Annotated in this window: 16 protein-coding genes, 2 rRNA genes and 1 pseudogene (1 of these 19 only partly in view); 16 read left to right on the top strand and 3 right to left on the bottom strand. The window is 39.0% G+C overall.

Annotated features, from left to right (window positions below; all coding sequences use genetic code 11):
- Positions 1 to 17: 17 nt before the first annotated feature.
- Positions 18 to 1835, bottom strand: a complete 1818-nt coding sequence (locus tag AC4BD1_RS11565; RefSeq protein ID WP_490485631.1) for a M3 family oligoendopeptidase — start codon at positions 1833 to 1835, stop codon at positions 18 to 20.
- A gap of 119 nt (positions 1836 to 1954) precedes the next feature.
- Here AC4BD1_RS11565 and AC4BD1_RS11560 point away from each other — a divergent pair, with 119 nt between their 5' ends.
- The gene (locus tag AC4BD1_RS11560) at positions 1955 to 2461 is read left to right on the top strand and encodes a VanZ family protein (RefSeq protein WP_490466614.1); all 507 of its coding nucleotides are present in this window, start codon (positions 1955 to 1957) and stop codon (positions 2459 to 2461) included.
- Positions 2462 to 2529: 68 nt separating this feature from the next.
- Positions 2530 to 3255: a YebC/PmpR family DNA-binding transcriptional regulator gene (locus AC4BD1_RS11555; protein WP_206910828.1), complete on the top strand. Its 726-nt coding sequence runs from the start codon at positions 2530 to 2532 to the stop codon at positions 3253 to 3255.
- 48 nt (positions 3256 to 3303) lie between these two features.
- Here the strand turns inward: AC4BD1_RS11555 and AC4BD1_RS11550 are convergent, their stop codons facing one another.
- Entirely contained in the window at positions 3304 to 4704 is a 1401-nt protein-coding gene (locus tag AC4BD1_RS11550; RefSeq protein ID WP_490485630.1) for a L,D-transpeptidase family protein, read from the bottom strand.
- Between the two features lie 201 nt (positions 4705 to 4905).
- A complete protein-coding gene (locus AC4BD1_RS11545) occupies positions 4906 to 5877 on the bottom strand; it encodes an L-lactate dehydrogenase (RefSeq protein ID WP_206898990.1) in 972 nt (323 codons plus the stop codon).
- Positions 5878 to 6221: 344 nt separating this feature from the next.
- Here AC4BD1_RS11545 and pth point away from each other — a divergent pair, with 344 nt between their 5' ends.
- From pth to AC4BD1_RS11475, 14 genes and pseudogenes are all read left to right on the top strand, one after another.
- The gene (gene pth, locus AC4BD1_RS11540) at positions 6222 to 6782 is read left to right on the top strand and encodes an aminoacyl-tRNA hydrolase (protein ID WP_490466613.1); all 561 of its coding nucleotides are present in this window, start codon (positions 6222 to 6224) and stop codon (positions 6780 to 6782) included.
- A 14-nt stretch (positions 6783 to 6796) separates the two neighbouring features.
- Entirely contained in the window at positions 6797 to 10318 is a 3522-nt protein-coding gene (mfd, locus tag AC4BD1_RS11535) for a transcription-repair coupling factor (RefSeq protein WP_490485629.1), read from the top strand.
- Positions 10319 to 10333: 15 nt separating this feature from the next.
- A complete protein-coding gene (locus AC4BD1_RS11530; protein WP_490485628.1) occupies positions 10334 to 11932 on the top strand; it encodes a putative polysaccharide biosynthesis protein in 1599 nt (532 codons plus the stop codon).
- 9 nt (positions 11933 to 11941) lie between these two features.
- Positions 11942 to 12208 (top strand): RNA-binding S4 domain-containing protein, encoded by a 267-nt coding sequence (locus tag AC4BD1_RS11525; protein WP_206910836.1) that lies wholly within the window; start codon positions 11942 to 11944, stop codon positions 12206 to 12208.
- 71 nt (positions 12209 to 12279) lie between these two features.
- Positions 12280 to 12705: an FtsB family cell division protein gene (locus AC4BD1_RS11520; protein WP_206910838.1), complete on the top strand. Its 426-nt coding sequence runs from the start codon at positions 12280 to 12282 to the stop codon at positions 12703 to 12705.
- A 44-nt stretch (positions 12706 to 12749) separates the two neighbouring features.
- On the top strand, positions 12750 to 13232 hold the full coding sequence (locus AC4BD1_RS11515) for a S1 domain-containing RNA-binding protein (RefSeq protein WP_206898984.1): 483 nt from the start codon (positions 12750 to 12752) through the stop codon (positions 13230 to 13232).
- Positions 13233 to 13379: 147 nt separating this feature from the next.
- Positions 13380 to 14788, top strand: a pseudogene (tilS, locus tag AC4BD1_RS11510) (tRNA lysidine(34) synthetase TilS).
- Positions 14782 to 15327, top strand: coding sequence for a hypoxanthine phosphoribosyltransferase (gene hpt, locus AC4BD1_RS11505; RefSeq protein WP_206898982.1), 546 nt, complete (start codon positions 14782 to 14784; stop codon positions 15325 to 15327). Before tilS ends, hpt begins: the two are co-directional and overlap by 7 nt.
- 88 nt (positions 15328 to 15415) lie before the next feature.
- On the top strand, positions 15416 to 17569 hold the full coding sequence (ftsH, locus tag AC4BD1_RS11500; RefSeq protein WP_490466610.1) for an ATP-dependent zinc metalloprotease FtsH: 2154 nt from the start codon (positions 15416 to 15418) through the stop codon (positions 17567 to 17569).
- A 241-nt stretch (positions 17570 to 17810) separates the two neighbouring features.
- Entirely contained in the window at positions 17811 to 18698 is an 888-nt protein-coding gene (gene hslO, locus AC4BD1_RS11495) for an Hsp33 family molecular chaperone HslO (protein ID WP_206910850.1), read from the top strand.
- Positions 18699 to 19697 (top strand): tRNA dihydrouridine synthase DusB, encoded by a 999-nt coding sequence (gene dusB, locus AC4BD1_RS11490; RefSeq protein WP_206910853.1) that lies wholly within the window; start codon positions 18699 to 18701, stop codon positions 19695 to 19697.
- Between the two features lie 116 nt (positions 19698 to 19813).
- Positions 19814 to 21310 carry a lysine--tRNA ligase gene (gene lysS, locus AC4BD1_RS11485; protein ID WP_206910856.1) on the top strand — a complete coding sequence of 499 codons (1497 nt, stop codon included), beginning with the start codon at positions 19814 to 19816 and terminating at the stop codon, positions 21308 to 21310.
- 693 nt (positions 21311 to 22003) lie between these two features.
- Positions 22004 to 23563 (top strand): 16S ribosomal RNA (locus AC4BD1_RS11480).
- 229 nt (positions 23564 to 23792) lie between these two features.
- A 23S ribosomal RNA gene (locus AC4BD1_RS11475) occupies positions 23793 to 25637 on the top strand; it runs 1069 nt beyond the window's last position.
- Together the 16S and 23S rRNA genes form the textbook arrangement of a ribosomal RNA operon.

Here is a 25637-nt window from a genome sequence, read left to right as displayed (position 1 = left end):
TTATGATAGAAAAATGATTATACAAATTCTTCTGTTAATTCCATAAATTGCTGAATATCATCTAAAACCATGTCAATTCCAGCTTGCCAGAAATCTGGTTTTGTTAAATCAACACCAAGGTGTTTTTCAGCTAATTCTTCAGTCGTCATGGATGCTGTATCTCTTAGCAAATCAATATATTCTTGTTCAAAGTTTGTGCTTTTTTGATTAGCATAAGCATAAATTCCCATACTGAATAGATAACCAAATGTGTACGGAAAGTTATAAAATGGTACATCATCAATAAAGAAATGTAGTTTTGCTGCCCAGAAATATGGATGATAACTAGCTAATGAATTTTGATAGCCTTCTTTTTGTGCATCAACCATCATTGATGTTATCTCTTCTGCGGCAACTAATCCTTTTTGACGTGCTGCATAAAAATTATTTTCAAAAATAAAACGTGAATGAATGTTCATGAACATTGCTAAAGCATTTTGCAACTTAGTATCTAGTAAGTTGATTTGTTCTTCTTTGGATTTTGCAGCTTTTAAAGTGGCATCAGCTACTATCAATTCTGCAAAAGTGCTCGCAGTTTCTGCGACATTCATTGCATATTCGCGGTTCAACGAAGGAAGATCCCACATCGTACTACTGTGGAAGGCATGACCAAGTTCATGTGCTAAGGTAGCAACCTCGTTTACGGAGTTACTATAGGTCATGAAGATTCTTGATTCTTTTGTTTCAGGCAATTCGGTACAGTAACCACCTGGGCGTTTTCCAGGACGATCTTCCGCTTCAATCCAACTTTTTTCAAATGCTGCTTGAGCAAAGTTAGCCATTTTAGGACTGAATTTTTTGAAGTTTTCGATGATAAATGCTGCAGCTTCATCAAAGGTAAAAGTTTTTTCTTCCAGATCACCTAAAATAATTGGCGCATCTTGGTCTTGCCATTCCATTTTTTCTTTACCGAAAAGATTTGCTTTTCTTGTCAAATAGTCTACTAAAGGTTGTTTGTTTTTCTCAATTGTTGACCACATAACATCAAGAGTTTCTTTTTTCAAACGATTGTACTCTAGCGGCTTTTGCAGATAATCAGTAATACCGTGAAGTTTGTAAGTAGATAGGCGGAAACCATCTAAATGATTTAGCGTATCGGCAAATAGTGGTGCTTTTTCTTTCCATGCTGCTTCCCAAGCAACGAATAAAGTTTTTCTAATTTCGGAATCAGGATCGCTCATCATTTTATTGAATGCTTGTCCAGCAGAAAGCTCGATTGTTTCGCCATTTTGAGTGAAAGGAATTGTGATACTGGCAACGATGGTATCGTAATGGCTACTCCAAGCATTTAGTCCATCAAGTGATAGAGTATTGATAATATTTTCTTCAGATTCTGATAATAATTGTGCGCCATCACGACGAATTTCATCTAAACGAAATGCAAGTGGTTGAAAATCTGAATTTGCGAGTAAGGTTTGCCAATGTTCTTCATTTATTTTTGCAAATTTTGTCGAAAGAACTGTTTCTGCTGATTGTAGTTGAGGAAGAAGTGCATAAAGTTTTCCAGATAAAATTTTTGCTTGTGAATCGTTTACATTTGCAGATAACAAGGCTGTGATGTAACTATCACATTGAGTAAATCCATCAGAAATTTTTGCTTGTAGTTGTAAAATAGCTTGTAGTTGTAAAATAGTTTGTAGTTGCTCAAAATTCTCTGATGAAAATTCCCAATCACCGACTAATTCATAGTAGTCATTCATTTGTGATTCAAGCTCAGTCAGGCGTTCGTTTAATGCTAAAGAATTACTTCCTCCAGAAAAAATAGAGTCAAGATCCCAGTTTAATGAATAGTTCATAAAAAATCTCCCTTCAATTTTTTGTTCAACGTTTAGTATAGCATTATCTAGTAAAAGAAGTCTTTTTTTAGATTGTTGTTTCCGTAAAAAAAAGCTAAGATAGGTTAAAGAGGTGACTTATGAATTCAATTCAAAAACAAATGAAAAGTGGAAACTTTTACTTGGTCGTTGCTTTGCTGATTGCAGCTATATTGTTTTATAGTTCGTCGCAAACGTATGTAGAGCAGTCACAAGTTTCCCGTTTAGAGAGCTGGTTATCTTCGCAGCCGTTTAAAGATGCATTGACAACGATTCGCTTTGATTATGGTGGAAGTGAAGTAAGTATCGAGCATTTAGGTTATTTCAAATTTGTAGAGTTCTTTATGCGAAAAGCTGCTCATTTTGGCACGTATTTTATTTTAGGCGGTAGCTTGTTCTTGGGTGTATTTCCTAAACTAAAGATTTGGTGGTTGACTGGGATTTTAGCTTGGTTATCAGCTACAGGATACGCAGGGTTAGATGAGTTTCATCAAATGGTGACTGGTGGAAGGTCACCGATGTTTCAAGATGTGATGCTTGATTCAATGGGCGCATTGACGGCTGTCTTTTTATGTATCTTGATGAAAGCTTGGAAAAAGAAATTGTAGATTTGTGTGATTGCATTTTCTACCAGAGGGTCTAAAATGAGTAGTGTGAACACAAAGGAGGAATAGGAATGTCAGGACACAGCAAATGGCACAATATTCAAGGAAGAAAAAATGCCCAAGATGCAAAACGGGGTAAAATTTTTCAAAAGCTTTCACGAGAAATCTATATGGCAGCAAAATCAGGTGGACCTGATCCTGCGATGAATCCTGCACTACGTTTAGTGGTAGATAAAGCAAAGGCTGCTAATATGCCAAATGACAATGTGGAACGTGCCATCAAAAAAGCAACAACTGCGGCGGATGAAGCAAACTATGATGAAATTACTTATGAAGGATATGGTCCAGGTGGTGTGGCTATCTTGGTACATGCGTTGACAGATAATCGAAATCGGACAGCAACCAACGTGCGTGTAGCTTTTACACGTAATGGAGGATCATTGGGAGAAACTGGGTCTGTTAATTATTTATTTGATCGAAAGGGTTACCTAGTGATTCAACGTGAAGGTCTCGCAGTAGATGAGGAGACAATGTTTGAAGATGTCTTGGAGGCTGGAGCAGAAGATTTGCAGACTTCAGCTGAAGTTTTTGAGATTTATACAGCGCCAGAAGATTTTGTAGCTGTTCGTGATCAATTAGAAAAAGATGGCTTTCATTTTGTACAGGCTGAGTTGACAATGATTCCACAAACGATGATTGCACTAACAGAGGAGCAGCGCGAACAACTAGATAAACTAGTCGACAAATTGGAAGATGATGATGACGTTTCAGAAGTCTTTACTTCTGCTGAGATGTAAAAAAAGGAGTCAAACGAACAATTATGTTCGTTTGACTCCTTTTGACTATTAGAATACCAAAACAGGTGTACCTACTTCGACCATTCCAAACAACTCTTTCATGACACTTGGGGGCGTATTGATACAACCGTGTGATCCACGGGTTTTCCATAATTCACCACCGTATTCAGGTTGCCAGTCAGAGTCATGAATTCCGACGCCTGTCCAGTCAATTGGCATCCAGTAATCTACTGGACTGGCATATGGTGTGCCATCATCGTTGGTTCCTTTTAGAACGGAATTGGTTTCTTTGTTCCAAACATAAAAGACACCAGCTGGGGTTTGTGTTGTTGGCTTACCAGAAACGATATCTGTTTCAAGTGCGACTTTGCCGTCTTTGTAGTACCACATGTGTTGATTTTGTAAATCAACTTCAATGTAAGTATCTTCAATTAAAGCATGATCAGCAGTTGTACTACCTTGGACAATCGGTGAGCGAGTAAAATCTTGCCCAGCTAAAATTTGTTTCTTTAGAGCTGCGACTTCGTCTTCTGTTTGAATAGTCCAACTGTACGTTCCTGTTGGAACATTTACTTCGCCACGTTTTGTACTGTTAAACACAGTATCATTTGTACTTGTATTATATTCTTGACCTAACTCAGTTACATATTGTGTCACTTTGTCAGTATCTAAATCGATTTTTCCGTCGGAATAAATTAGCCAATTAGCTAAATCATTTGTAGGAATTTGGAATGTTTTTCCATTGATACTATAAGTTGCTTTGACTTTAGCAATGTTATTCATAGATGTCAATTGTTGGTTTAGCTCTTTGTCGTCAGCAGTAACTTTAGCTTTTGGTTTAAAATCATTCAAATCAATTTTCTTTTCATTTGTAGCAGCAACTTCTTTGATTTCTTTTACTGTTGCATCTACATCGATTGAATCACCATTGACTTCAGGTGTAATAGCAAATCCGTCGTCTGTTTTTTTGATGCTTGCATCTTGGGTCTGTTTTCGATTGCTATTTAAATTATTTAGCTTTGTTGTCAGTTCATCAATTGTAGTGTCTAGTTTTGAATGGTCCTGACTAACAGGATCAATTTCTTGTTTTTCAGCTGCGGAAACATAAGTCATACCCCAAGTCCAGCCGTTTTGTTTGGATAAGAGTTTACTTAAATCATTTGAGAAATCATCACGATAACCTAATTCTGATTTGGCGATTTCTTGCCAAACCTTACCATTTTCTTCAATAGATAGAGTTGTATTAGAATAAGTCTCTTTTAATTTATTGTTTGCCTGATCAACAGTCATATTACTTACATCAATTTCGTTGATCTCAGTATGAGGTAAGAAATGACTCGTGTAATATGTACTGCGGAAGGTATAGAAGCTGACTAATATTAACAAAACACCAAGTGCAGAAAGAATGCCAATGTGTATCTTTTTTTTATGTTGAGAAGATCTTGTCATAGAACGATAACTCCTTGAATAATAGAATAGGGTGCATATCGAGTTCATCATAGCACAGTTTATTTGAAAAGACGAAATTTAAATATTCATTATAAAAAAAATTAAACAAAATCTTTTTTGATAATTGTTTCAAAATACTAAAAAAGCCGAGACAATCATTTGTCCCGACTAGATAGTTAATTTTTACAAAAAAGAAAGTAATTAGTCTTCTAATTTTGAGAATGCTTCGTCTAAAATTTCTTTTAATTGTTTAGCTGAAGCGTTCATACGATCTTGTTCTGCATCAGATAAAGGAATTTCGATAACTTTTTGAACACCTTGAGCATTGATAACAGCAGGTGCACCGATATAGATGTCATTCAATCCATATTGATCTTCCATGTAAACTGATAAAGGTAATACAGCATTTTCATCATCAAGGATAGCACGAGTGATACGAGCTAATGCAACTGCGATACCATAGAAAGTAGCGCCTTTTTTCTCGATGATTGTATAAGCTGCGTCACGTACGCCGAAGAAGATATTTACTAATGCTTCTTCATCTACTTCTGGATTATTTTTAACCCATTCGTAAATTTGTAGTCCAGCAACGTTTGCGTGTGACCAAACTGGGAATTCTGAGTCACCATGTTCGCCAAGGATGTAAGCATGAACGTTACGAGCATCAACATCAACTAATTCAGCAATCTTTTGACGGAAACGAGCTGAATCAAGAGATGTACCTGAACCAATAACGCGTTCTTTAGGGAATCCAGAGAATTTCCAAGTTGAGTAAGTTAAGATATCAACTGGGTTAGCAGCAACTAAGAAAATACCATTGAAACCTGATTCAACGATTTGTGTAACAACGTCGCGGTTGATTTTTAAGTTTTTGTTTACTAAGTCTAAACGAGTTTCACCTGGTTTTTGTGGAGCACCAGCAGTAATAACTACAAGGTCAGCGTCATGTGCATCTGCATAAGTAGCTGAGTAGATTTTTTTAGGCTGTGTCCAAGCAAGAGCATCAGTTAAGTCTAATGCGTCTCCTTCAGTTTTAGCTGTGTTAATATCTACAATTCCAACTTCTTGAGCGATATTTTGAGTAACTAGAGCGAAAGCATAACTAGAACCTACGGCACCGTCTCCAACAAGAATAACTTTTTTGTGATCTTTAATTTCTGCAGTTGCAGTCATATGTGTATCAATCCTTCCATTGATTTGTTTTTCCCTTGACTATGCTATCATGGATCAGGCTTGCTGTCACGCTATTTGGCCAGGAAATATAACAGATAACAAGGTTGTATCATATGTAAAAGCTTACATGTGCGTTATTTCACTATTTCTTGAAACCAATGATTTCATTAAGTTTTGAAGAATTTTTTAATATTTTTATCATTTATTAAACATTCTGTTTTAGTCGAAACAGCTGTTTATGTGTTATACTGTTTTTAAAATAAAAAAGAAGAATGAACCTTTTAACTGGACTGCTCGTTAGCTGTCCAGCATTTTGTGTTCTTTAGAATTAGGTGAATAAACAAATGAAAATGATCGTAGGATTAGGTAATCCAGGAACGAAGTATGAACAAACAAAACACAACATTGGATTTATGGTTGTTGATCGTCTTGCAAAAGAGCATCAAGCAACATTTAAAAAAAATAGTTTTGAGGCGGAAGTCGCAGAATTTTTTTACAAAGGAGAAAAGATTTTACTTGTAAAACCACAAACGTTTATGAATGAATCGGGTCGTTCAATTGGACCGTTAATGACTTACTTTGGTATTTACCCAGAGGAATTGATTGTTGTATATGACGATTTGGATTTAGCAATCGGAAAGATTCGTTTGCGTCAAAAAGGAAGTGCTGGCGGCCACAATGGAATGAAAAGTATTATTTCACACTTGGATACGAATGTTTTTGATCGTGTAAAAGTTGGGATTGGTCGACCAGAAGGTAAGAAAACGGTGGTTTCACATGTGCTTAGCCCATTTAGCAAAGAAACACAACCTTTAATAGAAGAAAGTATTCATCGATCGGTTCAAGCAATCAATTTTGTTCTCGATGGGCATTCATTTATTGATACAATGAATCAGTTTAACTAAGAAGGAGAAACATAATGGATATTGTTCAATTAGTGGGCCAAGAACCTCAAGTAAAAGAATGGGTGGCTCAATTAGAAGCAAATACGCCACGGCAATTGATTACTGGGCTAGCAGGTTCTGCTAAAACATTGCTGATTGCTCACGTTTTCGAAAAAACGGACAAAAATATAATTGTTTTGTTACCAAATCTATATTACGCAAATCAATTAGCGGAAGATTTACAACACATCGTTGACCCAAATAGCATTCATTTGTTTCCAGTGGATGAAGTTTTGTCTGCAGAGATGGCTTTTTCTTCACCAGAAGCAAGAGCAGAACGAGTAGCAACGTTAAATGCATTACAAGAAAATCGTACAGGAATTTATCTTTTGCCAGTAGCTGCGTTACACAAGAAATTACCAAGTAAGAAGTCTTGGATTGAAGCACAACTCAACTGGAAAGTTGGCGATGAGATTAATGCAGAAAACCTACCACGTCAATTAGTCCTAATGGGATATGAGCGACAAGAAATGGTTGCAAAACCGGGTGAATTTAGTATTCGTGGAAGCATTGTCGATATTTATCCTTTAACGATGGAACATCCTGTACGAGTCGAATTGTTTGATGTTGAAATTGATTCGATGCGTTACTTTGAAGCAGAAACGCAACGCTCTATTGGGCCAACAGAAGAAATTTGGATTTCGCCAACATCAGAGCAAGTCTATACAGAAACTGATTTGGAACATGGGATGAAAGAGTTAGAAAAATTACTTGAAAAAAGATTAGCTACAACTGTTGAAAAGGTCGATCAAGTATTTTTACAAGACTATTTCGGACAAATTTTGTCAAATTGGCAAGCGGGAGTACCGACGGAGGAGGCAAAACTTTACACAGATCTGCTTTATCCAACATCAACCACGATTTTAGATTATTTTCAATCTGATAGTTTGTTGATGGTGGATGATTATCCGAGAATGATGGAAACAAATCGAGAAATTGAACGAGAAGCCGCCGAATGGCAGACACAAAAAATTAGTGAACTGCGTGTTTTTTCTGAACAAGTTTTTGTTATAGATGTTCATAAATTGATCCAAAAAGAACATTTTTCGACAACTTTTTTTGCTTTGTTCCAAAAAGGGATGGGCAATTTGAAGTTTCATGCCATTCATTCGTTCCAATATCGAACGATGCAGCAATTTTTTGGGCAAATGCCTTTATTGAAAACGGAAATCGATCGTTGGCGTAAGCAAAAACAGACAGTTATAATCTACATTCCAACCAAAGAACGAATTCGCAAAGTAGAAGAATTATTGCGCGACGATGACATTTTAGCCATTGAAACGGCAAGTGATGAGTTAATCGTTGGTCAAGTACAGTTAGTTGAAGGTGCATTACAAAATGGTTTTGAATTACCACAAGAAAAAATCGTGGTTATTACTGAAAAAGAAATTTTCCAAAAGACAACGAAAAAACGAGCTCGCCGACAAACAGTTACGAATGCAGAACGATTAAAAAGTTATAATGAATTAAAAGCTGGTGACTATGTTGTTCATGCAAATCATGGGATTGGAAAGTATATTGGGATGGAGACGCTCGAAGTTGATGGCGTCCATCAAGATTACATGACGATTCTATACCAAAATGATGACAAATTATTTATTCCTGTCACTCAATTAAATTTGATTCAAAAATATGTTGCGTCTGAATCAAAAGCTCCACGAGTTAATAAGCTAGGTGGTAGTGAGTGGACGAAAACCAAACGTAAGGTTTCTTCTAAAATTGAAGATATCGCGGATGATCTAATCAAACTATACGCAGCTAGAGAATCTGAGATCGGCTATGCTTTTGGCCCAGACGATGGTTACCAAAAAGAATTTGAAGAAGCGTTTCCTTATTCTGAAACGGATGATCAATTGCGTAGTTCTTCAGAAATCAAACGTGATATGGAAAAAGAAAAACCGATGGATCGTTTGCTTGTAGGCGATGTAGGGTATGGTAAGACAGAAGTCGCTTTGCGTGCTGCTTTTAAAGCAGTGAAAGAAAGTAAACAAGTGGCATTTTTAGTTCCAACAACCATTCTTGCACAACAACATTACGAGACGATGCTGGAACGTTTTGAAGGTTTTCCAATTAATATTGGTTTGTTGAGCCGTTTTCGAACGAAAAAGCAACAGAAAGAAACGATTGAACAATTGCGTACAGGGCAAGTAGATATTGTTGTCGGAACGCATCGTATTTTATCAAAAGATATTGAATTTAGTGACTTGGGCTTATTGATTATAGATGAAGAACAACGATTTGGCGTGAAGCATAAAGAACGATTGAAACAGCTTCGGGCGCAAGTAGATGTACTGACGTTGACAGCGACACCAATACCAAGAACACTGCATATGTCGATGCTTGGCGTACGAGACTTATCAGTTATTGAAACACCACCGGCAAATCGTTACCCCATTCAAACTTACGTTATGGAGAAGAATCCTGGAGCAATACGAGAAGCAATTCATCGTGAAATGGGACGAGGCGGGCAAGTTTTTTATCTTTATAATCGAGTGGAAACGATTGAGCAAAAAGTGGAAGAAATCCAAGAGTTAGTTCCAGAAGCGAGGATTGGCTACGCTCATGGTCAAATGACAGAAGTTCAATTAGAAAATACATTATTTGATTTTATTGAAGGACAATACGATGTGTTAGTAACGACCACAATTATTGAAACAGGTGTAGATATTCCCAATGCGAATACTTTATTTGTTGAAAATGCTGATTATATGGGATTATCAACTCTTTATCAGTTACGAGGTCGAGTAGGGCGAAGCAATCGAGTAGCTTATGCTTACTTTATGTATGAACCACAAAAGATTCTCAATGAAGTGAGTGAAAAAAGATTGCAAGCAATCAAAGATTTTACAGAACTAGGATCAGGTTTTAAAATTGCCATGCGTGATTTATCGATTCGTGGTGCTGGAAACCTATTAGGTGCACAACAACATGGCTTTATTGATGCGGTTGGTTTCGATATGTATTCACAAATGTTAAGTGAAGCTGTTGCTCGTAAACAAGGGAAAAATAATCAAGTTGAAAAAACAACGGTGGAAATCGACCTTGGTGTGGACGCTTATTTACCAGATACTTACGTTTCAGATCAACGCCAAAAAATTGAAATCTATAAACGAATCCGGGAACTTGAATCACAAGAAATGTTGGACGAGCTTGAAGATGATCTATTGGATCGTTTCGGTGAATATCCTGAAGAAGTTGCCCATTTATTAACAGTCGGACAATTAAAAATGGACGGAGATCGTGCACTGCTAGAAACGATGCGTAAGCAACAAGATACAGTGGTCTTCACGTTAAGTAAGGTAGGCACAAAGCGTTATTCTGTTGAACAATTGTTTGAAGCATTAAGTGAAACAACGTTGAAAGCAGGATTAGGTGTGGAAAAGGAAAAGATGGTTATCCGTTTAACCATCCCAAAAACAATGAACGAAGCTGTTTGGTTATTAGAAATCCAACAATTTGTTAAAGCATTACGACAACAAAAATATTTGTCGGTATAGGAAGGAGCGATTCCCTTGGACCACAAAGAAATGCGTCAAGTGATGCAAGGAGCGGTGATTTTGACCGTAGCTTCTTTTATTGCTAAAGTTTTAAGCGCGCTTTATCGAATTCCCCTTCAAAATTTGGTTGGTGATGAAGGATTTTACGTTTATCAACAAGTATATCCGATTTATGGAATCGCGATGACCTTGGCTTTATCAGGGTTACCCCAATTCATTTCAAAATATGTCGCAGAAAAAAAGGAGCCATTGAAACAACGAGAGGCGTTAAAAGAATTATACCCTTTGGTCTTTTGGACAGGTGTTTGTTTATGGCTAGGTGTCTGGTTATTTAGTGGTGTTTTAGCACAAATGATGGGTGATTATCAACTGAAACCTTTGATTGAAGTCGTTTCTTTCACATTTCTATTGATGCCAGGGTTATCTTTTTATCGAGGGAATTTCCAAGGACATTTTTTGATGGAACCAACTGCTATATCACAAGTGGTGGAACAAATCGTTCGCGTGTCGATTATCGTGTTTAGCGCATTCGCATTTAAACAGTATAGTTGGAATGTTTATGAAACTGGCACAGCAGCAATGAGTGGCGCTGTGGCAGGTGGGCTATGTGCATACCTTGTTCTTTATTATTATGAACAAAAAATTCATGGAGGAGCAATGAGTTTCCGAAGTTTTCCCATCTTCTCACAACCGAGTAAATGGTTGATACGTCGTTTCTTGGTTGAGGGTGGTTTAGTTTCGATTTACAGTGGGTTATTGATTTTCTTTCAATTAATTGATTCATTTTTTGTAAAGAATGCGTTACAAATCTATGGCTTAAGTGAACATGCGTCTAAAATAGCTAAAGGGGTTTACGATCGTGGACAGCCATTAGTACAATTAGGACTGGTCATTGCAACGGCATTAAGTGCTACTTTTTTACCGACATTGACTAGGTATTTAGCAGGCTCCGTCTATGGACAATTCGTGAAGACTGCTAAGATGTATTTGCGATTAACGACGGCATTAGCTTTGGCGGCTTCCGCTGGTCTAGCAATGCTGCTTCCTTATATCAACTATGCGTTGTTTAAAGATTACGCTGGGAATGCTACTTTAGTGTTGTTTGTGTTTGCGATTGTTTTAACAGCTGTGATTCAAGCTTATCAAAGCATTGCGCAAAGCAAAAACTCTTTTCGTCCATCGTTGAAAGGTGCGGGCTGGGGACTATTAGTCAAATTATTAACAACGGCAGTATTTACTCAATGGTTTGGGACGGTTGGAGCAAGTTTATCAACCTTGCTTGGTCTAGTCGTGACTCTTTGGTATTTTATTCATATAGAAACAACTGAAGTAAATGCTTTTTGGAAAGAACGGGCTTTTGGAAAAAAATTATTACAGAGTTTAGCTTGGATGATCTTTGTGCTATTCACTTATTATGGAGTGATCCAAGTAATTGTCGGACCAGTCACACATCGTTCAGGTGCATTATTCATCAGCCTTATTGGTGTCGTGATTGGCGGATTAACATTTGTCTTTGCGGTCATCTCGTTGAAAGTTTTTACGATTCGGGAATGGTTGTTGTTGCCTTTTGGTAAAAAAATTCTACGATTCAATCAAAAATTCAAGAAAAAGTGAGGATATATTATGCGATTAGATAAATTTATGAAAATTTCTCGTATTATCAAGCGACGTTCCGTAGCAAAAGAAGTGGCTGATAAAGGTAGAATTCAGGTGAATGGTAAGTTAGCAAAATCTTCGAGTGATGTCAAAGTTGGCGATATATTAAAAATCCAGTTTGGAAACAAAACAATGGAAGTCAAAGTCAATGAACTTCACGAATCAACAAAAAAAGAAGATGCACAAAAAATGTATGAAATTATTTCAGAAACAAGAACAGAAAACACAAATTAATAGATTAGACAAGCTTTATTGATATTGGTATAATAGAAAAGACAAGCCAAAACAGATTGGAGCGAAAGCAAGTGGCAAAAAAAGGCAATAAAATTGCTGCGTTAGATACAGATTACACAAAGAAAAAATATGCTGAATTTCAAAAGCAACAACGACAGCTCGTTTTTCGTAGACGTCGGTTAGCGGTCATCTTATTAGGCGCTTTGTTCATTTTTTCAATCATTGGTGTGCAAATTTTCCGGGATATGCAACGTCTAGATAAACTAGCCGAGTTAAAGGTCGAAGCTACCACGGAAATGAAAGAAGTCAAAGCAGACGTCACGCAATTAAAAGCAGATGTCTCGCTGCTGAAGGATGACGACTATGTGGCAAAACTTGCCAGAAGCAAATTCTTTTATTCCAAAGAAGGCGAGCAAGTTTATCCAGTATTGGAATCTAATACAAGCAGTTCAACAGAAGGAACAAACCAATCAACGAGTTCTACAACTGCAAAATAAGCAGGAATATAAATTGGGTAATAAATAGGAGGAACATTTTTTTTATGTCAATCGAGGTAGGAGCAAAACTGCAAGGAAAAGTATCAGGTATTACAAATTTTGGTGCATTTATTGATTTAGGTTCTGGTAAAACAGGTTTAGTCCATATCAGTGAAGTATCAAACGGTTTTGTAAAAGATATTCATGATGTATTAAGTGTTGGCGATGAGGTGACAGTGAAAGTTACATCTGTTGGTGATGACGGAAAAATTGGATTATCCATTCGTAAAGCACAAGAACAACCAGAAAGTGCTGGTAAAGAAACAAATCATAATGCAAAGAAATTTCAACATCAAAATAAGGAACCTCGGGAAAATCGTACGCGCTCAACACAAAAAAAATCTTTTTCTCGCAGTCAACCTTCAAATACGAAAGAAGACTTCGATTCATTGATGAGTTCATTTTTGAAAGATAGTGATGATCGACTAACTTCACTAAAACGTAACACTGAAGGAAAACGTGGTGGTCGCGGCGGACGTCGTAGCTAATAAAGATGAATAATCACCCTAACGTTTTTCTTACTAGCTAAGGTGAACATTTATTGAACACATCATTATTCGTACCAAATAAAAATATAGCTGGGACAAAACATTGGCTTCGTTTTGTCTCGGCTTTTCTTTTTTGAAAGGAGGAAGATTGTCTTGAAAGAATGGTTTGGCCAATTAGGACAACAAAAACATTTCTGGTCAGAAAAAACCAAAATTTTAGTTGCTGTTTCTGGCGGAGTAGATTCAATGGTTTTGTTGGATTTATTGTTAGCTGCACAACAAAAAGATTCCTTTACTTTGGGCGTTGTTCATGTCAATCATCAATTACGGGTAGAATCTGTTGAGGAAGAACAGTATTTACAAAAGTATACGAAAGAAAAGAATCTTCCTTTTTATTCCGTTACGTGGGAGCTACCTGCTGAAACTGGTGTTGAGACAGCTGCACGGCAATTTCGTTACCAAACCTTCTCTCGTATCATGTACGAGAAAGGGTATGACACGTTGATGACCGCCCATCATGGAGATGACCAAATTGAAACGATTTTGATGAAAATTTTAAGAGGGGGACAATTGAATAGTTTTGCTGGAATCAAAGAAATTCAACCGTTCGCAACAGGAAAATTGATTCGTCCATTACTAAGTTATAGCAAGGAACAATTATATGAATATGCGAACGAACAACAGCTGATTTATTTTGAAGACGCAACAAATCAGGAATTAGATATACAAAGAAATCGACTGCGTCATTTAGTTGTTCCACAATTAAAAGAAGAAAATACACAAGCTTTACGTCATTTCCAACGATTTTCAAATCAGATTCAATGGGCAGATGAATTGATCCGAAAACAGATGAGTAAAAAGGTAACTGAACTTCTTCAACCATTAGCTAATGGCTGGGCAATTTCCGCGACAAACATTTCGGCAATGGCTGAAAGTGAACGTTACTTTTTTCTCCACACACTTTTCGAACGGTTGTTCAACGAAACGACTGTCGCAGTAAAAGAGCAACAAATTTTATTTCTAGTCAATCAGTGGCAAAGTGAAAAAAGCCAATGGCAGGTTGATCTAGGTAAAGGTTGGGTGTTCAAAAAAGAATATATGAATGTAAGAATTGAACAGTCACGACCAGTGCAAAGTTTCACACCAAGAGATCTGCTTCCAAACCAACCGATTTATTTAAGTGATTCACAATGGATTGGCTTGTTTTCGAGTGACAAAATAGCTGTACCAGAAAATCTTGCTGATTGGTCAGAATTTAGACACGATTTGTGGCTCGAAAAGGGAACAGAACTTCAGGTAGATCAACGACAACCTGGTGATCGGATTCGTTTGACTGAAACGCTTACGAAAAAAATTTCTCGTTACTTTATCGACAAAAAAATCCCTGATGTACAAAGGAAACAAGCGTACTTGATTACAGATGAACAAAGAAACGTGTATAGTGTTGCTCCTTTTGTCTTTTCTTATTTGAGTATTGCCAAAGAAACTGATAAAATACACTACATACTTCTTTACAAATATCAAAAGAAGCAACTGGAAGGAGAACCCAATGTTAGAAAAGGATATTGAGAAAGTTTTGATTTCAAAAGAAGAAATACAAGCTCGTTGTGAAGAACTGGGCAAAGAATTAACTGAAACTTATCGTGATAAAAATCCACTAGTAGTCGGCGTATTAAAAGGAGCCGTTCCTTTTATGGCGGACATCGTGCGCTCAATTGACACTTATTTAGAGCTAGATTTCATGGATGTTTCAAGTTACGGAAATGCTACTGTGTCTTCCGGTGAAGTAAAAATCGTAAAAGACTTAGATACAAATGTAGAAGGTCGCGACTTGCTGATTGTTGAAGATATCATCGACAGTGGTCGAACACTTGCGTACTTAGTTGATCTTTTTAAATATCGTAAAGCCAATTCCGTGAAAATCGTTACTTTATTAGATAAACCAGAAGGACGCGTTGTGAACATTGAAGCTGATTATGTTGGGTTTAATGTGCCTAATGAATTTGTTGTAGGCTACGGTTTGGACTATGCAGAAGCTTATCGAAACCTTCCTTATGTTGGGGTCTTAAAACCTAGTGTTTATCAGTCAAATTAGTGCCTTTTCTGAAATGAGTTATGTTACAATGAAATGGTCAGGATTGATAAAAATTTCTAAATCAAATTAGTGTTTAAGGAGGGTAACTATGAACAAAAAGAATAACGGCATGATGAAAAATGCCTTATATTATGTCCTCGTGATTTTGGCGATGGTCATGGTGGTCTATTTTATCTTTGGTAACAATGGCCAGCAGTCGTCAGACATCGAGTACTCAAAATTCACTGAACAATTAGAGTCAGGGAAAATCAAAGAATTTAGTGTTCAACCTGCAAATGGTGTGTATAAAATCACTGGTGAATACAAGGAGAAACAAACAGTCAGCAACAGTGGCGGTTTAGCAATCCTAGGCTCAACTGATGTATCAACAACACACTTCACAACAATCATTTTGCCAAATGACACGACGTTAAGTCAGGTAACAGATTTGGCAAAACAACATGATGTAGGAACAACAATTAAAGAAGAGTCAAGTAGTGGTATTTGGGTATCTCTACTATTAAGCTTCTTGCCAATTGTAATCATCATTTTCTTCTTCTATATGATGATGGGTCAACAAGGCGGTGGCGGTGGCGGCGGTGGCCGAGTGATGAACTTCGGTAAATCAAAAGCCAAAGAAGCCGACAAAAAAGCGAACCGTGTTCGTTTTTCTGATGTTGCTGGTGCGGAAGAAGAAAAACAAGAACTTGTTGAAGTCGTTGAGTTTTTGAAAGATCCTCGTCGATTTGTTGAATTAGGTGCAAGAATTCCAGCTGGTGTTCTTTTAGAAGGACCTCCAGGAACAGGTAAAACGTTATTAGCGAAAGCTGTTGCCGGTGAAGCTGGTGTACCTTTCTACTCAATTTCTGGTTCTGATTTCGTTGAAATGTTCGTCGGTGTTGGAGCAAGTCGTGTACGTGATTTGTTTGAAACAGCGAAGAAAAATGCACCAGCAATCATTTTCATTGATGAAATTGATGCTGTTGGTCGTCAACGTGGAGCAGGTATGGGTGGCGGACACGATGAACGTGAACAAACATTGAACCAATTATTGGTGGAGATGGATGGATTTGATGGAAATGAAGGCGTAATTGTGATTGCTGCAACGAACCGTTCAGATGTCTTAGATCCAGCGTTGTTACGCCCAGGTCGTTTTGACCGTCAAATTTTGGTCGGTCGTCCAGATGTCAAAGGTCGCGAAGCCATTTTACGTGTTCATGCTAAAAATAAACCTTTAGCTGACGACGTTGATTTAAAAGTTGTTGCACAACAAACACCAGGATTTGCTGGTGCGGATTTAGAAAATGTTTTAAACGAGGCTGCTTTAGTAGCTGCTCGTCGTAATAAAAAGAAAATTGACGCATCTGATATTGATGAAGCAGAAGATCGTGTTATCGCTGGTCCTGCTAAGAAAGATCGCGTAATCAACAAAAAAGAACGCGAAATGGTTGCTTACCATGAAGCTGGACATACAATCGTTGGTTTAGTCTTAAGTCGCGCACGTATCGTTCATAAAGTAACAATCATTCCTCGTGGTCGTGCTGGCGGGTACATGATTGCTTTACCAAAAGAAGATCAATTCTTGATGACCAAAGAAGATATGTTTGAACAAATCGTTGGATTACTTGGTGGTCGTACAGCTGAAGAAATTATTTTTGGCGTTCAATCAACAGGTGCTTCAAATGACTTTGAACAAGCGACTTCATTAGCTAGAAGCATGGTTACTGAATATGGAATGAGTGATCGACTTGGACCAGTTCAATACGAAGGAAACCATCAAGTATTTGTTGGCCGTGATTATGGTCAAACAAAAGCTTACTCTGAACAAGTTGCATTTGAAATCGATCAAGAAGTTCGCAAGATTTTGATGGATGCTCATCAAAAAGCACATGAAATTATCGAAGCACACCGTGAACAACATAAATTGATCGCAGAAAAACTTCTTGAATTTGAAACACTGGATGCAAAAGCAATTAAATCATTGTTCGAACATGGTGTGATGCCAGAAGGAACAGAATCTGCTGATTATCCAAGTGAAAAAGAAGCACAAACATTTGAAGAAGCAAAACGTGCTTTAGAAGAGAAAGATGCGGAAAAACAAGCAGAAGAAAAACAAGATTTTGAAGAAACAAAACAAGAACTAAAAGATGAAGCCGAAGAAGTAAAATTGGCTAGTGAAGAAACTGGTTCGGAAGTTGCAAAAGAAGAAAAAGACAAAAAGTCTGATTACGACAAAAACAACTTTGAAGATCGTTATAAATAGTAAAATGTTTTGAAGCTGGGACAAATCAATGTCCCAGCTTTTTTTCTTTGAATCCATTCAATTTAGTTTTCTATTGAGCAGCTTGAAGCAAATTGAAGCAAAAACTTATATGTAAAAAATTGTTTTCTCTTTTGTTTAATTTGATTTATTATTAAGCTCTGATTTCAAAAGTTGAAAAAAATGAAAGTTGCTAGTATGATTCACTAGGAGCTGAAAAACCAAAAAAGGGGTACATACAATAATGGAAGATTATTTAGTTAAAGCACTAGCACATGATGGTTTTGTTCGTGCTTATGCAGTACAAGCAACAAATACAGTCGCAGAAGCACAGCGTCGCCACGATACATGGCATACATCGTCGGCAGCGTTAGGTCGCACACTAGTTGGTAGTTTATTATTAGGAGCGACACTAAAAGGTGAAGATAAATTAACGGTTCGTATTCAAGGAGACGGTCCAGCTGTTGGAATTGTTGTTGATGCAAATGGGAAAGGTGATGTAAAAGGATATATTAAAAACCCGCATTTAAGCTTACCGTTGAACCCCGAGGGGAAAATTGATGTCCGTGGTGCAGTGGGAACACAAGGGATGTTCACAGTAACTAAGGATTTGGGATTAAAAGAACCTTTCTCTGGGCAAACTCCCATCGTCTCGGGTGAAATCGCAGAAGACTTTACTTACTATTTAGCTATTTCTGAGCAAATTCCATCAGCGGTTGGTCTAAGCGTCTTAGTGAATACAGATGACAGTATTAAAACTGCTGGTGGATTTATGATTCAAATCATGCCTGGTGCGGATGAAGAAATGATTTCTAAAATCGAAGAACAACTGAAAACAACACCGAGAATCTCAACATTGCTTGATGAAGGGCACACACCTGAAGAAATTTTAAAAGGGTTACTGGGAACAGAAGAATTAAATATTTTAGAAAAAATGCCTGTTCAATTTGCTTGTGATTGTTCAAAAGAAAAATTTGCAGAGGCAATCATTGCACTAGGTACAGAAGAAATTCAGGCGATGATCGATGAAGATCATGGGGCAGAAGCTGTTTGTTCATTTTGTAATAATAAATATGAGTATTCTGAACAAGAACTATTAGATCTGAAGGCAGAAGCAGTAGGAGGAATTTAGTTGGAACATCAATGGAGAATTGGGAATGTTGAAATTCCAAATCGTGTAGTTGTTGCACCAATGGCTGGAATTAGTAACTCTGCTTTTCGAGTAACGGTTAAAGAATTTGGTGCAGGACTAGTCGTTTGTGAGATGATTAGTGATCAAGGCATCCATTTTCGGAACAAAAAAACGCTAGAGATGCTTCATATTGAAGAGGCAGAGCATCCACTAAGCGTCCAAATTTTTGGCGGCAATAAAGACAGCTTAGTTGAAGCGGCACAATTTGTTCAAGAAAATACAACGGCAGATATTATTGATATCAATATGGGATGTCCAGTAAACAAAGTGATCAAGGCAGAAGCGGGAGCTAAGTGGTTACTTGATCCAGATAAGGTTTATGAAATGGTTCATGCTGTTTCTGCTGCTGTAGACATACCTGTCACAGTTAAGATGCGAATTGGTTGGGATAATCAACACGTTTTTGCCGTTCAAAATGCCTTAGCTGCAGAGTCAGCTGGTGCAGGTGCGATTGCTATGCATGGTCGTACTAGAGTGCAAATGTATGAAGGACAAGCTGATTGGGAAGTCTTGAAAGAAGTCAAACAACATTTGACGATTCCTTTTATGGGAAACGGGGACGTAAAAACGCCTGAAGATGCGAAACGTATGTTGGAGTATGTCGGAGCAGATGGTGTGATGATTGGGCGTGCAGCTTTAGGCAATCCTTGGATGATTCATCGTACGCAACATTATTTGGAAACAGGTGAGCTGATTCCTGAGCCAACACCTGCTGAGAAAATCGCAACAGCGAAACTTCATCTGCGACGTTTGGCTGATTTAAAAGGTGAACAAATAGCATGTCGTGAATTCCGAACACATGCTTCCTACTATTTAAAAGGAATTCCTCGCGCAGCTAAAGTAAAAGTAGCAATCAATCATTCTGAAAACCAACGAGAGATCAATGATTTGCTTGACGCTTTTTTAGAAAAAACAGAAAAGGTTGCTGTAAAACATTAAACTGATTTCTAAGATTTTTGTGAATTTCAAGCCGAAAATTTAAGTTCGGCTTGCTTTTTTTGTGTTTCATTGGCATTATTAGAACTGAGAACTACTAGGAGAATGGAGGAACTTTTGTGACTGAGGAACAACAACATCAAGTAGAAGATTTAAATGATCAAATGCTTGTTCGCCGCCAAAAGATGGAAGAACTAAGAGAAACTGGAATCGATCCGTTCGGGAAGCGATTTGAACGTACACATAACTCAGAAGAGTTACATGAATTATTTGATTCAAGAACAAAAGAAGAATTAGCTGAGATGAGTTTGACTGCTAGCGTAGCAGGACGAATGATGACTCGCCGTGGAAAAGGGAAAGCGGGCTTCGCGCATCTTCAAGATCGTGAAGGCCAAATCCAAATTTACGTGCGTAAAGATCAAGTGGGTGATGATGCTTATGAGATTTTTAAACATGCTGACTTAGGGGACTTCTTCGGAGTTACAGGTCAAATTATGAAGACTGATACAGGTGAAGTAACGATCAAAGCAACAGAATTTACAATTCTTTCAAAAGCATTACGTCCATTACCTGATAAATATCACGGATTGACAAACATTGAGCAACGTTACCGTCAGCGCTACTTAGATTTGATTAGTAATCGTGAAAGCTTTGATCGTTTTATGAAACGCAGTCAAATCATTAGTGAAATTCGCCGTTATCTAGATGGAAATGGCTACATTGAAGTAGAAACACCTGTTTTACACAATGAAGCTGGTGGAGCGGCAGCCCGTCCATTTACTACACATCACAATGCTCTAGATATTGATTTATATTTACGTATTGCACTAGAGTTACACTTGAAACGTCTAATTGTTGGTGGAATGGAAAAAGTTTATGAAATTGGTCGAGTTTTCCGTAATGAAGGAATCGATACAACACATAACCCTGAGTTCACAATGTTAGAAGCTTATACTGCTTATACAGATTATCGCGATGTCATGAATCTAACTGAGGGAATTATTCGTAATGCAGCTGAAAAAGTTTTAGGAACAGCGCGTATTACTTATGATGGTCAAGCAGTTGACCTTGAAAGTGACTTCAAACGTGTTCATATGGTAGACGCAATTAAAGAACAAACTGGGGTTGATTTCTGGAAAGAAATGACATTAGATGAGGCTCTTGCAATTGCTAAAGAACATAACGTGGAAGTAACAGATGCAATGGGTGTGGGACACGTAATCAATGAATTCTTTGAAGAATTTGTTGAAGAAACCTTGACACAACCAACTTTTATTTATGGACATCCAGTTGAAGTCTCACCATTAGCGAAGAAAAATCCTGAAGATCCACGTTTTACTGATCGCTTTGAATTGTTTATCATTGGTAGAGAATTTGCAAATGCCTTTACTGAATTGAATGATCCAATTGATCAAAGAGAACGCTTTGAAGCGCAAGAAAAAGAGCGTGAACTAGGTAATGATGAAGCGCATGGTGTAGATGAAGATTTCTTGGAAGCTTTAGAATACGGAATGCCACCAACTGGTGGATTAGGAATTGGAATTGATCGCTTGGTAATGTTGCTTACAGATGCACAATCAATCCGCGATGTTTTGTTGTTCCCGACAATGCGCTAAGCCAAATAGTAAAATAAATAATAGAAGATGGCTGTCTGATTATCCAGATAGCTGTCTTTTTTGTCGTTCAAGAATTTAAAAATAGTTTTAACGAAAATTATCTCTTTATTTAAATTGATATCATTGATATTTGGTTGAAAAGCGAACGAAAAATACATTATAAATAGTAATGATCGGACAAATAAAAAAAACGAAAAAAAACAAAAAAATTCATTGACCCGACTTGTTTTAGTTGGTATATTATTATTTGTTCGTAAGACGGACAACCACTGAAAGATGAAAGTTTTTTCAGAAAATAAATTTCAAAAAGTTATTGACGTGTGAGTTATCACATGATAAGATAACTAAGTCGTTTAGAAAGAACCTCTTATGAAGCTTGATTTCATCAAGAAAAACTTCAAAAAAGTTCTTGACAAATAACAAACGATGCGATATGATAAATGAGTTGCTGAAAGATTTCTTAAACGAAATCGAAAAAACTTTTTCAAAAAAGAGTTGACATTTAAACGTCGCTCTGATATGATATGAAAGTTGCTACGGCAATTCAAGTAGACCTTTGAAAACTGAACAAAGTAAGACAAACCAAATGTGTAGGGCGTCTTGATTCAATTCAAGACAACAAACATTTTTAAACAGCAAGCAATATGCTAGCAAACAAATTGAGCTTAACAATCGAAAGATTGTTCTAACTTTTATTATGAGAGTTTGATCCTGGCTCAGGACGAACGCTGGCGGCGTGCCTAATACATGCAAGTCGTACGCTTTTTCTTTCACCGGAGCTTGCTCCAACGAAAGAAAAGGAGTGGCGAACGGGTGAGTAACACGTGGGTAACCTGCCCATCAGAAGGGGATAACACTTGGAAACAGGTGCTAATACCGTATAACAATCGAAACCGCATGGTTTTGATTTGAAAGGCGCTTTCGGGTGTCGCTGATGGATGGACCCGCGGTGCATTAGCTAGTTGGTGAGGTAACGGCTCACCAAGGCCACGATGCATAGCCGACCTGAGAGGGTGATCGGCCACATTGGGACTGAGACACGGCCCAAACTCCTACGGGAGGCAGCAGTAGGGAATCTTCGGCAATGGACGAAAGTCTGACCGAGCAACGCCGCGTGAGTGAAGAAGGTTTTCGGATCGTAAAACTCTGTTGTTAGAGAAGAACAAGGATGAGAGTAACTGTTCATCCCTTGACGGTATCTAACCAGAAAGCCACGGCTAACTACGTGCCAGCAGCCGCGGTAATACGTAGGTGGCAAGCGTTGTCCGGATTTATTGGGCGTAAAGCGAGCGCAGGCGGTTTCTTAAGTCTGATGTGAAAGCCCCCGGCTCAACCGGGGAGGGTCATTGGAAACTGGGAGACTTGAGTGCAGAAGAGGAGAGTGGAATTCCATGTGTAGCGGTGAAATGCGTAGATATATGGAGGAACACCAGTGGCGAAGGCGACTCTCTGGTCTGTAACTGACGCTGAGGCTCGAAAGCGTGGGGAGCAAACAGGATTAGATACCCTGGTAGTCCACGCCGTAAACGATGAGTGCTAAGTGTTGGAGGGTTTCCGCCCTTCAGTGCTGCAGCTAACGCATTAAGCACTCCGCCTGGGGAGTACGACCGCAAGGTTGAAACTCAAAGGAATTGACGGGGGCCCGCACAAGCGGTGGAGCATGTGGTTTAATTCGAAGCAACGCGAAGAACCTTACCAGGTCTTGACATCCTTTGACCACTCTAGAGATAGAGCTTCCCCTTCGGGGGCAAAGTGACAGGTGGTGCATGGTTGTCGTCAGCTCGTGTCGTGAGATGTTGGGTTAAGTCCCGCAACGAGCGCAACCCTTATTGTTAGTTGCCATCATTAAGTTGGGCACTCTAGCAAGACTGCCGGTGACAAACCGGAGGAAGGTGGGGATGACGTCAAATCATCATGCCCCTTATGACCTGGGCTACACACGTGCTACAATGGGAAGTACAACGAGTCGCGAAGTCGCGAGGCTAAGCTAATCTCTTAAAGCTTCTCTCAGTTCGGATTGTAGGCTGCAACTCGCCTACATGAAGCCGGAATCGCTAGTAATCGCGGATCAGCACGCCGCGGTGAATACGTTCCCGGGCCTTGTACACACCGCCCGTCACACCACGAAAGTTTGTAACACCCGAAGTCGGTGAGGTAACCTTTTGGAGCCAGCCGCCTAAGGTGGGATAGATGATTGGGGTGAAGTCGTAACAAGGTAGCCGTATCGGAAGGTGCGGCTGGATCACCTCCTTTCTAAGGAATATTACGGAGACTACACAGGTTTGTCATTATTACTTTGTTCAGTTTTGAGAGGTTTACTCTCAAAACATTTTGTTCATTGAAAACTGGATATTTGAAGTAAGATCAAAACAAACCGAGAACACCGCGTTGAATGAGTTTTTTAATAAGTTCAATTGCTTATTTTTCTTGACACGTTTCTATCGCTAGAAATGAAGTCAAAACCCAACCGTAAGGTTGATAAGGTTAAGTGAATAAGGGCGCACGGTGGATGCCTTGGCACTAGGAGCCGATGAAGGACGGGACTAACACCGATATGCTTTGGGGAGCTGTACGTAAGCTATGATCCAGAGATTTCCGAATGGGGGAACCCAGCATCTTTTATAGGATGTTACAAATATGTGAATACATAGCATATTTGAGGTAGACGCAGAGAACTGAAACATCTAAGTACCTGCAGGAAGAGAAAGAAAATTCGATTCCCTGAGTAGCGGCGAGCGAAACGGGAAAAGCCCAAACCAACAAGCTTGCTTGTTGGGGTTGTAGGACTCCGATATGGTAGTTTTTTCAGATAATCGAATGACTTGGAAAAGTCAGTCAAAGAGGGTAAAAACCCCGTAGATGAAATTTGGAAAGCACCTAGGAGGATCCTGAGTACGGCGGAACACGAGGAATTCCGTCGGAATCCGGGAGGACCATCTCCCAAGGCTAAATACTCCCTAGTGACCGATAGTGAACCAGTACCGTGAGGGAAAGGTGAAAAGCACCCCGGAAGGGGAGTGAAATAGAACCTGAAACCGTGTGCCTACAACAAGTCAAAGCCCGTTAATGGGTGATGGCGTGCCTTTTGTAGAATGAACCGGCGAGTTACGATTGCATGCGAGGTTAAGTCGAAGAGACGGAGCCGTAGCGAAAGCGAGTCTGAATAGGGCGTTTGAGTATGTAGTCGTAGACCCGAAACCATGTGATCTACCCATGTCCAGGTTGAAGGTGCGGTAAAACGCACTGGAGGACCGAACCCACGTACGTTGAAAAGTGCGGGGATGAGGTGTGGGTAGCGGAGAAATTCCAAACGAACTTGGAGATAGCTGGTTCTCTCCGAAATAGCTTTAGGGCTAGCCTCGGAATTGAGAATGATGGAGGTAGAGCACTGTTTGGACTAGGGGCCCATCTCGGGTTACCGAATTCAGATAAACTCCGAATGCCATTCATTCATATCCGGGAGTCAGACTGTGAGTGATAAGATCCATAGTCGAAAGGGAAACAGCCCAGACCACCAGCTAAGGTCCCAAAATATATGTTAAGTGGAAAAGGATGTGGGGTTGCACAGACAACTAGGATGTTGGCTCAGAAGCAGCCACCATTTAAAGAGTGCGTAATAGCTCACTAGTCGAGTGACCCTGCGCCGAAAATGTACCGGGGCTAAACATATTACCGAAGCTGTGGATAACACCTATGGTGTTATGGTAGGAGAGCGTTCTAAGGGCGTTGAAGGTAGATCGTGAGGACTACTGGAGCGCTTAGAAGTGAGAATGCCGGTATGAGTAGCGAAAGACAGGTGAGAATCCTGTCCACCGAATGACTAAGGTTTCCTGGGGAAGGCTCGTCCGCCCAGGGTTAGTCGGGACCTAAGCCGAGGCCGAAAGGCGTAGGCGATGGATAACAGGTTGATATTCCTGTACCCGTTGTTTTTGTTTGAGCAATGGAGGGACGCAGGAGGCTAAGGAAAGCAGACGATTGGAAATGTCTGTCCAAGCAGTAAGTCTTAGGTTGAGTCAAATGCTTAATCTTTTAAGGACAAGCTGTGATGGGGAGGGAAATAATAGTACCGAAGTTCCTGATGTCACACTGCCAAGAAAAGCTTCTAGTGAGAAAACAATGGCCCGTACCGCAAACCGACACAGGTAGTCGAGGAGAGAATCCTAAGGTGAGCGAGAGAACTCTCGTTAAGGAACTCGGCAAAATGACCCCGTAACTTCGGGAGAAGGGGTGCTGATCGTCAGATCAGCCGCAGTGAATAGGCCCAAGCGACTGTTTATCAAAAACACAGGTCTCTGCAAAATCGTAAGATGAAGTATAGGGGCTGACG

The sequence above is a fragment of the Enterococcus sp. DJ147D b genome, from assembly GCF_058216655.1.
Note: the sequence above shows the minus strand (reverse complement) of the source record. Positions and strands in the feature narration are given on the sequence as shown.